Raw genomic sequence first — 13,269 nt, 5'->3', positions numbered from 1 at the left:
TCCGCGTGAAGTTCCTTCCGTTACTGGCCGGCCACTCACCAAGCCGGGCTTCAGTGACCTGCACCTACCGTTGTGGCGACGCGTGCTTCCACGACGCGCCGAACACCTCGGACAACCCCACCTTCGCCGAAGTGCTCGGCGCGGTGAGCCGGCGTGGCGCGCTGAAGGCGACCGCCGTCGTCGCGCTGGCGGCCGGCACCCCGATCGCGCTCGCCGCGCCCGCCGCCGCGGGACGCCCGAAACCGCCGCCGGGCACCGACTACCAGCGCGTCCGGCCGAACACACTCGACGCCGTCGTGGTGCCGGAGGGCTACCAGCAGGGCATCGTGATCCGCTGGGGTGACGCGGTGCTGCCGGGCGCGCCCGAGTTCGACTTCGACCACCAGACCGCCGAGGCGCAGGCGAAGCAGTTCGGCTACAACTGCGACTTCGCCGCGCTGCTGCCGCTCGACCGCTGGGGGCTTTCCTCGCTCCTGGTCACGAACCACGAGTACACCTCGGAAGAGTTCATGTTCCGCGGTTACGACCGGGACAACCCGACCGAGGAACAGGTCAAGATCGCTTGGGCCGCGCATGGGCTGACGGTCGTCCAGGTGTCGCGCGGACGCGACACCGGGCACCTGCGGCCCAGAATGTCCCGCTACAACCGGCGGATCACGCTGCACACCCCGTTCAAGGTGACCGGTCCGGCGGCCGGGAGCGACCTGCTCAAGACCGCCGCCGATCCCACCGGCACGGTGGTGCTGGGCACGATGAACAACTGCGCCGGCGGGGTCACGCCGTGGGGCACGATCCTGTCCGGCGAGGAGAACATCAACCAGTACTTCGGGAACGCGGAAACAGTGACTGATCCCGTGGCGCGCAAGCGATACGCGCGCTACGGCATCAAGGGCACCGCGACCACCCGCAAGTGGGAACGGTTCGACGCGCGCTGGGACATCGCCAGGGAGCCGAACGAGGCCCACCGCTTCGGCTGGGTGATCGAACTCGACCCGAACGATCCGGACAGTGCCCCGGTCAAGCACACGCATCTGGGCCGGTTCAAGCACGAGACGGCGAACATCCGCGTCGCCAAAGACGGCCGCGTGGTCGCCTACTCCGGGGACGACGAGCGCTTCGAATACATCTACAAGTTCATCTCGAAGGGCCGTATGAAGCCGGGCGACAGCGCGCATGCCCGGCGGCACAACATGACCTTGCTCGACGACGGCACGCTCTACGTCGGCCGGTTCACCGGCGACAGCCCGGCCGCCGAGATCGACGGCACCGGAAAGCTCCCCAAGGACGGCGAATTCGACGGCGGCGGCGAGTGGATCCCGCTCGCTTCCGGCACGAAGTCCTTTGTGGACGGAATGACCGCCGAAGAGGTGTACGTCTTCACTCGCGAGGCGGCCGACCGGGTGGGCGCGACCAAGATGGACCGCCCCGAGGACATCCAGGCGCATCCGCGCACCGGCCGGATCTACTGCGCGCTCAGCAACAACGTCGAGCGCGGCAACCCCGGCAAGGAAGGCGCCACCGAGCCCAATCCGCGGCTGAACAACAAGCACGGTCAGGTACTGGAACTGGAGGAGCGCCGCGGGGACGCGCTCGCGCTGACGTTCAGCTGGCGGCTGTTCCTGGTGTGCGGTGATCCGGCGTCGCCCGACACCTACTTCGCCGGTTTCCCCAAGGACCAGGTCTCGCCGATCTCCAGCCCGGACAACGTCGCCTTCGACAAGCACGGCAACCTGTGGATCTCCACCGACTCGGCGGGCGCGCTGGGCATCAACGACGGCCTGTACTCGGTGCCGTTGGAAGGCCGCAACCGCGGCGAGCTGAAGCTCTTCCTCACCGTGCCTCGCGGCGCGGAGACCTGCGGTCCGATCGTCGAGGAGAAGATCGTCACGGTCTGTGTCCAGCATCCGGGTGAAGTCGACGGGGCGAATGCCGACAAACCGGCCTCCCATTGGCCCGACGGCGGCGAAAATCAGCCTCGTCCGTCGGTGGTGGCGGTCTGGAAGCCTGGGAAACATGGCCTGTCGGACATCGGTTCTTAGTCGGTAAGCAACGATCTAGCAGTACTTTTCGTCGATGGCGCGCTGCCGGTCCGGCAGCGCGCCATCGCTCGTTCGCGCGCTGTTCATCTTCTGGTCAGGACCGGCTCTCATTGGTCGCTTACCGTCACGACGTTCCCCCGACTGGACTACGTGTACCCACCGCGAACATGGAGGCCCTGTGTCCTTCGAGCCTCAGCGGCTCCTGCCGTTGATCACCTCCCACCCCGGCGGCCGCTCCGCGGTCACCTGCGAGTACCGCTGCGGCAACGCGTGCGCCCACCCCGAGCCCAACACGTCGGACAACGAGTACTTCGGCGACGTCGTCAAGAACATGCTGTCCCGTCGCGGCGCGCTGAAGGCCGGTGCCGTGATGGCGGCGGCCGCCGGTGGTTTCGCCGCGCTGTCCGGCACGGCCGCCGCTGCCGAGGCCCCTGCGGACGTCGCCGCCGCGGGACACGGCAAGCCGGGCCGCCCCGGTCGTCCGGTGCCCGGCACCGACTTCGAAGCGGTGCCGCCGAACAAGCTCGACGCGGTCACCATTCCCGAGGGCTACGACCAGCGTGTCGTCATCCGCTGGGGCGACGCCGTCGAGTGGGGCGCGCCGAAGTTCGACTTCCGCAAGCAGACCGCGGCCGCGCAGGCCAAGCAGTTCGGCTACAACAACGACTTCGTCGGCCTGATCCCGCAGGACCCGCTGGGCATCGGCAACCTGCTGGTGGTGAACCACGAGTACACCACCGAGGTCCACATGTTCCCGGCCGACCAGTACGACCCGGCCAACCCGACCGAGGAGCAGGTCAAGATCGCCTGGGCCGCCCACGGTCTCTCGGTCGTCCAGACGTTCCGCGACCCGATCGGTGGCGCGCTGCGTGCGGTGCCGAGCCCGTTCAACCGCCGCATCACGCTGAACACCGCCTTCGAGGTGCGCGGCCCGGCGGCCGGCTCGAAGTTCCTCAAGACCTCCGCGGACCCGACCGGCCGCAAGGTCTTCGGCACGCAGAACAACTGCGCCGGCGGCGTGACCCCTTGGGGCACCGTGCTTTCCGGTGAGGAGAACGTCAACCAGTACTTCGCCAACGCGGCGAGCGTCACCGACCCGGTCGCGGCCGCGCGCCTGAAGCGCTACGGCTTCTCCGGCGCCGGGACCACCCGCAAGTGGGAGCGGTTCGACAAGCGCTGGGACCTCGCGCAGGAGCCGAACGAGGCCAACCGGTTCGGCTGGGTCGTCGAAATCGACCCGAACGACCCGAACTCGACGCCGGTCAAGCACACCGCGCTCGGCCGGTTCAAGCATGAAGCCGCGAACATCAAGATCACCAAGGACGGCCGCGTCGCCGTCTATTCCGGTGATGACGAGCGCTTCGAGTACATCTACAAGTTTGTCTCCAAGGGCAAGTACAAGCCGGGCAAGAGCGCGTACGCGCGACGCCACAACTCCGCGCTGCTCGACGACGGCACCCTGTACGTCGCCCGCTTCACCGGTGACAGCCCCGGCGAGATCGACGGCACCGGAAAGCTCCCCAAGGACGGCGAATTCGACGGCGTCGGCGAGTGGATCCCGCTGGTCTCCGGCGACAAGTCCTTTGTGGACGGTTTCACCGCCGAAGAGGTCTACGTGTTCACGCGGCAGGCGGCGGACAAGGTCCAGCCGACGAAGATGGACCGCCCCGAGGACATCGAGCCGAACCCGGTCAACGGCCGCATCTACGCCGCGCTGACGAACAACAGCGACCGCGGCGCGGCGGGCAAGGCGGGCGTCGACGAGCCGAACCCGCGCGTCAACAACCGCAACGGGCACGTCCTGGAATGGGACGAGGACCGCGGCGACTCGGCGGCCACGAAGTTCAAGTGGCGTCTGCTGCTGGTCTGCGGTGACCCGAAGGCGGCGGACACCTACTTCGGCGGCTTCCCGAAGGAGCAGGTCAGCCCGATCTCCTGCCCGGACAACGTTGCGTTCGACCGGCACGGGAACCTGTGGATCTCCACCGACGGCAACGCGCTCGGCTCCAACGACGGCCTGTTCTCGGTGCCGGTCGACGGTCCGGAACGCGGGCACGTCAAGCAGTTCCTGTCGGTCCCGGTCGGCGCGGAGACCTGCGGCCCGGTGGTGACCGACCACCTGGTGCTCGTCGCCGTGCAGCACCCCGGTGAGAACGCCGCCAGCTCCGCGAACCCGACCTCGCACTGGCCGGACGGCGGCACGGCCCAGCCGCGGCCGTCGATCGTGTCGGTGTGGAAGAAGGGCCGCTGGGGCCAGGTCGGCCGCATCGGCGTCAAGTAAGGCCGTGACCGGGACGCCGCTGCCGTGGGAAGACGGCATCGGCGTCCCGGTCACTCTCGGTTCTGCCTGATCGGGGCGATCGTCGACACGGTTCAGCGATTACGCAACCGGGACCGGATAACTAGCTTCAGCCCTGTGAAACGGGCACTGGTGTTGATGACGGCCGGAACACTCCTGCTGGCCACGGGCGCTTTTCCCGCGCACGCGCAGGCTCCGGACGTCCCGTCCGGCTGCACCGGCGGGGCCGCGCCGAACCCGAGCCTGGAGCAGGGCAGCCCGCCCACCGGGTACACCTTCAACCCGGCCGCACCGGTGCCGGCGGGGACGTCGAGGAGTAAACAGCCAAAGCTGTCGACGGCCAGTGGCTACCAGGCCGACGGCGGCAAATACGCCCTGATCTCGACGCCGGACAAGATGGTCAGCACCGCCTACGCGGCGATGAAGTTCGTGCCCGGCGCCGTCTACACGCTGACCGACTGGACCGGCACGAACGACGACAACCTCCGGCTCGCGGGCGCCGTCCAGGAAACGGGACTGCGGTTCTACAACGCGTCCGACAAGGTCGTCCTGGAGAACAAGCTCAAAGTCGCGCACGCCGTCGAGACCGACACCAAACTGGCAAGGCAGGACTTCCCGCCGTCGACCGCGCCCCCGTCGGCGAACGCGGTGAAGTTCTTCGCCGCCACCGACCGCAACTGGGTCATGTGGGACTGCGTCCACCTGCGGATCGACTCGTTCTCGGTGAAGGCGGAGGTTCGGGATCCGGTGAGCGGCGCCTGGGGCACCACGGCCACGATCGAGGCGGGCACCACCGTGAACTACCGGTTCACGGTGACCAACGACGGCACCACGGCCTTGGCGGCGGTCAAGGTCGACGATCCGTATTGCGACGTGCAGCCCACGCCGATCGCGGCGCTCGACGCAGGCAAGTCCGCGACCGTCACCTGCGACCACAAGAACGTCACCGAAGCGGACAACGACCACGTCAGCACCGTGACCGTCTCCAGCGGCAAGCTGCCGAAGAAGACCGCGACCACGACCATCAAGGTCACCCCGCCGCCCGCGATCGACGAGATCGGGGAGTTCGTCTGGAACGACGTCGACCGGAACGGTCTGCAGGATTCCGCGGAGCCGGGTGTCCCAGGCGTGAAGGTGACACTGAAGGACGCGTCGGGCACGGCGCTCGGCACGCTCACCACGGACGCCGACGGCAAATACCGCTTCACGAAGCTGAAGGACGGCATTTACCAGGTCTGCTTCGACATCAGCTCGCTTCCGCCGGAGTTCGCGGGCTACATCTTCACGGCGAAGGACGCCGGTGACGACGCGAAGGACTCCGATGCCGATCCGGCGACCGGCTGCACGGCGACCACCACGGTCGGCCCTCGGAAGCGCCAGGACCTGACGCTCGCCGCGGGTCTCAACGCGCCGATGAGCAAACTGGGTGACTTCGTCTGGCTGGACAAGGACAAGGACGGCCTGCAGGGCCGCGAGGAGCTCGGCGTCCCGGACGTGAAGGTGACGCTGAAGGACGCTTCCGCGAAGGAGGTCGGCTCGACCGTGACCGGGCCGGACGGGCGGTACGTCTTCGATCACCTGCGCTGGGGCTCGTACCAGGTGTGTTTCGACGTCGGTGCCCGGCAGCTGACCAGGTCCGGTGCCGCGCAGTACAACGGCACCGATTCGGCGGCGGATCCCGCGACCGGATGCACGCCGGTGGCCAAGCTCGGCCCGCCGGAGGATCTGACCAGGGACGCCGGATTGCTCGAGCCGTGAACTGTCGGTGGGTGGCGCTAGCGTCGCCACCGTGACCACCTCACATCTCGACGCCACCCGAGACTCCTACGACACCGTCGCCGAGGACTACGCGGTGCGGGTCGGACAGCTCTTCGACCAGGAGCCGATCAGCCGCGCGATGCTGGCCGCGTTCGCCGAGCAGGTGAGCGGCCCGGTCGTCGACGTCGGCTGTGGCCCAGGGCACGTCACCGCCCATCTGGCGTCGCTCGGCCTCGACGTCGCCGGTGTCGACCTGTCGCCGAAAATGGTCGAGATCGCCCGCCGTCAGTACCCTGACCTGCGGTTCTCCGTCGGCTCGATGACCGCTCTCGACTTCCCGGACGGCGAGCTGGGCGGCCTCGTCGCCTGGTGGTCGATCTTCCATCTGCCGCCCGAGGTGCTGCCGTCGGTGTTCGCGGAGTTCCGCCGCACGCTCGCGCCCGGTGGTCGCCTGCTGATCGGATTCCACGTCGGCGACGAGCGGCTGAGCCCGGAGACGGCGTACGGCCACCCGGTCACTTACGACGCGTACCTGCTGGAGCCCGGCAGGATCGCCGAGCTGCTGGGCCAGGCCGGGTTCGAGGTCACCGCGCGGCTGGCCATGGAAGGGAGGAAGCGACCACAGTCCTGTCTGTCCGCCCGCGCGGTTTGACTCGCTGCCCGCGGGCCTGATCTCCTTCGCACGCAACCGAGCCGGGCGGAGCCATGACGCAGACGAACACGACCACGGGCGAGAACACGTCCGGCTGGCCTTCGCGCGCCTGGTTCCGGCGACCGTCGACCTGGACGTGGTTCGGGTTCGGCCTGGTGCTGATGGTCTACGCCGATCTCGCCTGGCGCCGCCGCTGGATGAGTGACGACGGGCTGATCGTGCTGCGGACGGTCCGCCAGATCCTCGCGGGCAACGGGCCGGTGTTCAACATCGGCGAACGGGTCGAGACCAACACCAGTCCTTTGTGGACGGCCGTGCTGAGTGTCCTCGGGCTGGTCCCTGGGGTGCCGCTGGAGTGGGTTTCCGTGGTCACCGGACTGGTCTTCTCGGTCGCGGGACTGTTCTTCGGCCTGGACGGCGCCCGGCGGCTCTACCAGCCGCTGGCGTTCCACGGGCTCGCGCCCGCCGGGGCGCTGGTGGTCTGCGCGCTGCCGCCGTTCCGCGACTTCGCGACGTCCGGGCTGGAGACCGGCCTGATCACGCTGTGGCTGGGCGTCACCTGGTGGCTGCTCGTCCGCCGTATGTCCACAATGGACAAACTGCGTACCTGGCCGGTCGCCATGGTCGCCGGGCTGGGGCCGTTGGTGCGGCCGGATCTCGCGCTCTTCAGCGCGGTCGCCCTCGTGGCGCTGCTCGTGCTTTCGCGGCCGGGATTTCGTCGCGCGGTGGGCCTGCTGGCCGTGGCGGCCGCACTCCCGTTGGCCTATCAGGTGTTCCGGATGGGCTACTACGGGCTGCTGACCCCGAACACCGCCTTGGTCAAAGAGGCGTCGGAAGCGAATTGGGCGCGTGGTTGGGTGTACCTGGTCGATCTCGTCCAGCCGTACTGGCTCTGGCTCCCGCTGCTGTTGCTCGCGGCGGCCGCCGTCACCGTCGCGTCCACTGTGGACAAGACGTTCGTGGTGCTCACCGCGGTCCCGGTCGCCGGTGCGGTCCTGCTCGCGTTGTACGTGATCAGGGTCGGCGGGGATTTCATGCACGGGCGCATGCTGCTTCCGGCGCTGTTCTGCCTGCTGCTTCCGGTGCTGGCCCTGCCGGTGACGAGGCTGACCACGGTGTTTCTGGTGGGCGTCGGGATCTGGGCGTTCGTGGCCGCCGGGTCGCTTCGGCCGCCGTACTCCGCCGCGCCGCGTGCCGTCGGCGTCACCGACGAACGGTCCTACTGGTCGCGGTCGACGGGGCACGAACATCCGATCCTGGCCGAGGACTACGCCGACCATCCGGTGATGCCGTCGACGCTGGACGCCATCCGCGGGGTGGACGGCCCGGCGGTGCTGATCCAGGACTACGCGACCAGGCGCTGGTACGCGTACCCGACGGACCGGCCGTACGTGACCGTCGCCGCGGACAGCATGGGCGCTCTCGGCCTGCTGATCCCGCTCGACATGCGGCTGCGTGACGGTTACGGCCTCGCCAACCCGTTCGCCGCGCATTCGACGGCGCTTCCCGACGGCAGGCCCGGACATCAGAAATGGCTGCCCCCGGTGTGGGAGCTGGCGAATTCGGCGCGGCTTCCGATCGCCGAGGGCGGTCCGGCCCGCCCTGCCGACGTCGCCGCCGCGCGAGCGGCGCTCGACTGCCCGGCGCTCGTGGCGATCGACGCGTCGGTCCGGGATCCGCTGACGGCGGGTCGATTCACGGACAACCTCATCGGGTCGTTCACGCGCGGCTCCGTGCGGTTCCCGCGGGCGGCTGCCCCGCCGGTCTCGTGCGCCCCCTGACCAGCCCCGCGATGTGTCGTCCGTCCAATCACGCGAGATCGCCCTTCAATCACGCGAGTTCCGTCTCTGATCACGCGAGATCGCTCTCTGATCACGCGAGATACGCTTTCGAGCACGCGAGACCGCCGTACTAGCGTGGCGGCCATGGCTGATCTTCCCCTCGCTCTCGTTACCGGCGCCACCCGCGGTATCGGTGCCGCGGTCGCCCGCGCGCTCGCCCCCACCCACCGGTTGCTGCTCGGCGGTCGCGACGCCGACGCGCTCGGCGAACTGGCGGGCACGCTGCCCGGTGCCAGGGCGTGGCCGGTCGAACTGACCGATGCCGAGGCGCTGGAAGCGGCGACCGCCGAGTTCGGCGAACTGGACGTACTGGTGCACTCGGCGGGTGTCGCGCGGCTCGGCACGGTCGAGACCGCCACCGACGCCGACTGGCGGGCGAACTTCGAGGTCAACGTGCTCGCCGTCGTCACCTTGACCAGGCAACTGCTGCCCGCGCTTCGCGCCGCGAAGGGGCACGTGGTCGTGATCAACTCGGGTGCCGGACAGAACGCGCGTGCGGGCTGGGGGCCCTACGCGGCGAGCAAGTTCGCCGTCCGTGCTTTCGCCGACGCGCTGCGGGAAGAGGAATCCGCGCTGCGGGTGACGTCGATCTACCCCGGCCGCACGGACACCGAAATGCAGCAGGCGATCATCGCCGACGAGGGCCGCTCGTACGAGCCGGAACGGTTCCTGCGCCCCGAGTCCGTCGCGGCCGCCGTGCTGGCCGCGGTCTCCGCCACCGGTGACGCGCACCCGACCGACGTGACCCTCCGGCCCCGCGGCCTGGTCTGACCCCGAGGGGATCGAGTGTCTCGTGCGCCTCGCCTGAGACGCTCAACGTCTCCAGCGTGGTGCTCGAGACCTCATCCCTCTCAAGAGCGCAGCCGCGCCGAGGTTTCGGCGACTTCGGCCTGTACTTTCGCGCGGTCCACTCGCAGGGATTCGCCGTCGCCGACGACCTGTTCGCCCGCCACCCACACGTCGCGCACTCGGCGGGAGCCCGCGGCCCACACCAGGTTCGAGAGCAACTGCTCGTCCGGGACGTCGAGGCCCGCCGCGAAGGCCGGGTCATCGAGGTCGACGTGCACCATGTCCGCCCACCGGCCGGGTTCCAGCGCGCCGATGTCGGTCCGGCCGAGTGCGTCGGCGCCGCCGCGGGTGCCGAGCAGGAAGGCGTCGGCCGCGGTCAGCACGGTCGAGTCGCCGGTCGCGAGCCGCGCGAACATCGCCGAGAGCTGTAGTTCCTCCCACAGGTCGATGTCGTCGTTCGACGCCGGGCCGTCCGTGCCGAGCCCGACGGCGACACCCGCTTTCCGCAGGTCCGTGACCCGCGCGATGCCCGAAGCGAGCTTCGCGTTCGAGCCGGGGCAGTGCGCCATCCCGACCCCGCGCGCCGCGAACAGCGCGATGTCCTCGTCGGACAGGTGGATGGCGTGCGCGGCCAGCGTCCGGCCCCGCAGCATCCCGACCTTCTCCAGCAGCGCGGGCACCGAGCCGTGCACTTCCCGCTGCTTGACGTCCTCGAGCGCCGCCTCGGCCACGTGGATCTGCACCAGCGCGCCGCGCTCGGCGGCCGATTCCGCGGTCGCGCGCAGTGCCTCTTCGTTCAGCATGTACGCCGAGTGCGGCCCGTAGCCGACCTCGATCCGCTCACCGGGGCCGAACCGCAGACCGTCGGTGTCGATCCAGCGTTCGATGCCCTTCAGCATCGCGCGCCAATCCATCCCCGGCAGTTCCATGACCGGCGGGGCCAGGATCACGCGGCCACCGGTGGTGAGCACCGCGTCGGCGAGCTGTTCGCCTTCGAAGTACATCTCCGCGCTGGTCGTCACACCGTGCCGCAGCATCTCGACCGAGCCCAGCACCATGCCGGTGCGGATGTCGGCGGGCTTCAGCTTCGCTTCGGCCGGCCAGATGATCTCGGTCAGCCACCGCAGCAGCGGCAGGTCGCCGCCCATCCCGCGCAGCAGCGTCATCGGGCTGTGCGCGTGCGCGTTGACCAGACCGGGCAGGAGAAGACCACTCAACCGGGTCACGGGAGCGGACGTTTCGGGAGCCTCGGAGGCGGGACCGACATGGGTGACACGCCCCGCCTCGTCCACGTCGACCACGGCGTCACGCAGCAACGAGCAAGCAGGGTCGGCGGGGAGAACGACAGGAGCGTGGAAACGGCGTTGCATAACCGAGAGCTTACTTTCAGTCGACGACGCCGCTACGCCACGCCCACGCCGCGATCTCCACCCGGTTCCGCGCACCGACCTTGCCCTGCACCGACGCCAGATGCGTCTTCACCGTCGACAGCGACAGGAACAGCTCGGCCCCGATCTCGGTGTTCGTCAGCCCCTTCGCGGCCGCCTTGACCACGTCCAGTTCCCGCGCGGTCAGCGGCTCCGAAGGCGGAATGACCTCGCGTTTCACCGTGCCGCCGTCGAAATGCTTCAACAGCCGGACGGTGATCTGCGGCGAAACCAGCGCGTCCCCGCGTGCGGCCGCGCGCACCGCCTCGATCAGCAGCGCCGGACCGGCGTCCTTCAACAGGAACCCGCTCGCGCCGTTCCGCAGCGCGGTGTGCACGTACTCGTCCAGATCGAACGTCGTGACCACCACCACCTTCAGCGGATCGACCACATCCGGGCCCGCCAGCTGCTTGGTGACCTCGAGCCCGTCGATGCCCGGCATGCGGATGTCCAGCAGGCAGACGTCCGGCCGCAGTTCGCGCGCCTTCGCGACCGCCGAGACACCGTCCGGCACGTCGGCGACCACCTCGATGTCGTCCTGCGCGTCCAGGATCATCCGGAAGCCGATCCGCACCATGTCCTGGTCGTCGGCGATCAATACCCGGATCACTCTTCTCCTTCAAGTGGTAGCCACGCTTCGACGCGCCATCCGCCGCCCGGCGCCCGCCCGGCGGAGAGCCGGCCGTGCAGCAGGGCGACCCGTTCGCGCATGCCGATCAGACCGTAGCCGCCCGACCCGCCTGCCGGACGGCCCTGGGGCTCGCGTCCGTCGTCGGTCACCTGGAGGTGCAGTTCGCTCCCGGTCACCTCGGCGATGACCAGCGCCTCCTTCGCGCCGGACGCGTGCTTGCCGATGTTCGTCAGCGACTCCTGCACCAGCCGCAACGCCGACCGCCCGACCTCGTGCGGCACGTTCGACGGCAGTTCGAGTTTCATCGACGTCTTCACGCCGTGGTTCGACCGTTCGATCAGCGACCGCAGGTCCGCGGCGAGATCGGTGGTGGCCTGCTCGCTGAACTCGCTGCTCCCGGCGGGCGCGTCGCCGCGCATGCTCCGCACGAGCCGCCGCATCGCCGCGAGCGCCTCCACCCCGGCGTCCTCGATCCGGCCCATCGCCTCGACCGCGACCTGCGGATTCTTCTCGCCCATCATCTTCGCCGCCTGCGCCTGCACGACGATCCCGGTGACATGGTGCGCGACGACGTCGTGCAGTTCCCGCGCCAGCGCCATCCGCTCCGATGTCTGCGCGTCGCTGATCGCCGACTGGATGACCTGCGTCCGCTCCGAATCCCGCGACCGCAGCGCCAGGCCGACCGCCACCGAGATACCGAGCAGCAGCACCCCGACGACCGCGAACCCGGCGATGTCGTCCGGCTCGGTCATGAGCTGCGGAGTCGGCCGTTGAGTGTTGAGAATGCAGGCGCCCGCCACCACCGCGGACAACGCGGCGATACGGGGCGTGGCCTTGCTCAGCCCGACCGCGCGGACCAGGGTGACGACCAGCCCCATCCCCGCGACGACCTGTGTCCCCGGCACCCCTCCTGGAGTCGGGTAGTCGTAGCGGAGCCGGAGAAACGGGGTCACCAGCGCCGAAAGCAGCATGACCGCGGTGAGCGCGACCATCGCGTCGGCCGGTCGCCGCGGCGCCGCGATCGCGATGATCGCGGCGACGATCGAGCAGACCAGGAGGGGCAGGCCGTGCGCCCGGCTGGCGTAGGTGAAGCCGAATTCCAGGATCAGCGCGATGCTCAGCATGCCGATGAGCGGCCACTGGCCCATCACCAGCTTGTTGAGCTTCTGCAGCTTCTCGTAGCTTCTCGGATTCGTCATGCGGTCGCGTCCGGGAATCGCGAAGACCAGCGTGCCGCCCAGCAGGATGCCCCCGAACAGCATCGCCTGCGCCATGGTGCCGCCGGACATGCCGTCCATGTACCGGCCGGACACCGCGGTCAGCGTCGCCAGCACCAGACCGGAGATCACCGCGAACGCGACACCCGGCCGCGTCCGGCGCGCGGCGTAGAACAGGATCTCCACCCCCGCCACCACCTCGGTGATGGACAGGTTCGCGAGCACACTCGAATAGGTCGGGATGTTGAGATACCGGACGACCAGCGTGTAGGCCACCAGCACGACCGAAGCCGCGACGGCGGCGACGGCGGCACGTTTCTGCGCCCAGAGCGCGCAGAACACCATCCCAAAGATGCCGGGGAACAGCAGGAGGTCGATGACCTTGGGGCCGGCGTCGTCGAACGCGGCGTCGGTGATGAACGCCAGGTCGAACGCGAACGCGGCCAGCAGGACCACCGCGGGCATGCCGATGCGGCGCGCGAGCGCGCTCGCCCGTGCGTAGAACTTGCTCTGGGATGGCCCTGCTGTCACACCGTGACGGTAGAGGATCCACCGCCGTCCGCACCTTGGCCGACCGGCCCGAGCCGGGTCGGCCGATCGGCCGATGCGGGCGAGA

At 69.3% G+C, this 13,269-nt stretch carries 9 protein-coding genes; 6 read left to right on the top strand and 3 right to left on the bottom strand.

The features are described from left to right. Window positions 1-5 precede the first annotated feature (5 nt). The 6 genes from AMYAL_RS0117200 (at window position 6) to AMYAL_RS0117175 (ending at window position 9,360) form a co-directional block, all read left to right on the top strand. Window positions 6-2,039: a PhoX family protein gene (locus tag AMYAL_RS0117200; RefSeq protein WP_026467169.1), complete on the top strand. Its 2,034-nt coding sequence runs from the start codon at window positions 6-8 to the stop codon at window positions 2,037-2,039. 178 nt (window positions 2,040-2,217) lie between these two features. Continuing rightward, window positions 2,218-4,320 carry a PhoX family protein gene (locus AMYAL_RS0117195; RefSeq protein ID WP_020632544.1) on the top strand — a complete coding sequence of 701 codons (2,103 nt, stop codon included), beginning with the start codon at window positions 2,218-2,220 and terminating at the stop codon, window positions 4,318-4,320. A 135-nt stretch (window positions 4,321-4,455) separates the two neighbouring features. Continuing rightward, window positions 4,456-6,096, top strand: a complete 1,641-nt coding sequence (locus tag AMYAL_RS0117190; protein ID WP_020632543.1) for a DUF7850 domain-containing protein — start codon at window positions 4,456-4,458, stop codon at window positions 6,094-6,096. Window positions 6,097-6,127: 31 nt separating this feature from the next. Continuing rightward, complete coding sequence (locus AMYAL_RS0117185) at window positions 6,128-6,748, top strand: class I SAM-dependent DNA methyltransferase (protein WP_020632542.1); 621 nt, start codon at window positions 6,128-6,130, stop codon at window positions 6,746-6,748. 53 nt (window positions 6,749-6,801) lie between these two features. Further along, window positions 6,802-8,529, top strand: a complete 1,728-nt coding sequence (locus tag AMYAL_RS0117180) for an arabinofuranosyltransferase AftB family protein (RefSeq protein WP_020632541.1) — start codon at window positions 6,802-6,804, stop codon at window positions 8,527-8,529. A gap of 144 nt (window positions 8,530-8,673) precedes the next feature. Then, the gene (locus AMYAL_RS0117175; RefSeq protein ID WP_020632540.1) at window positions 8,674-9,360 is read left to right on the top strand and encodes an SDR family oxidoreductase; all 687 of its coding nucleotides are present in this window, start codon (window positions 8,674-8,676) and stop codon (window positions 9,358-9,360) included. An 80-nt stretch (window positions 9,361-9,440) separates the two neighbouring features. Here AMYAL_RS0117175 and AMYAL_RS0117170 read toward each other — a convergent pair whose 3' ends face one another. The 3 genes from AMYAL_RS0117170 to AMYAL_RS0117160 are packed head-to-tail and all read right to left on the bottom strand — an operon-like array spanning window position 9,441 to window position 13,184. Further along, a complete protein-coding gene (locus AMYAL_RS0117170; protein WP_026467168.1) occupies window positions 9,441-10,748 on the bottom strand; it encodes an amidohydrolase family protein in 1,308 nt (435 codons plus the stop codon). 16 nt (window positions 10,749-10,764) lie between these two features. Beyond that, a complete protein-coding gene (locus AMYAL_RS0117165) occupies window positions 10,765-11,415 on the bottom strand; it encodes a response regulator (RefSeq protein ID WP_020632538.1) in 651 nt (216 codons plus the stop codon). Further along, the gene (locus AMYAL_RS0117160; RefSeq protein WP_026467167.1) at window positions 11,412-13,184 is read right to left on the bottom strand and encodes a sensor histidine kinase; all 1,773 of its coding nucleotides are present in this window, start codon (window positions 13,182-13,184) and stop codon (window positions 11,412-11,414) included. The genes AMYAL_RS0117165 and AMYAL_RS0117160 overlap by 4 nt, the downstream gene beginning before the upstream one ends. Window positions 13,185-13,269: the final 85 nt, after the last annotated feature.

The sequence above is a fragment of the Amycolatopsis alba DSM 44262 genome (genome assembly GCF_000384215.1).
Lineage (GTDB): Bacteria > Actinomycetota > Actinomycetes > Mycobacteriales > Pseudonocardiaceae > Amycolatopsis > Amycolatopsis alba.
Note: the sequence above shows the minus strand (reverse complement) of the source record. Positions and strands in the feature narration are given on the sequence as shown.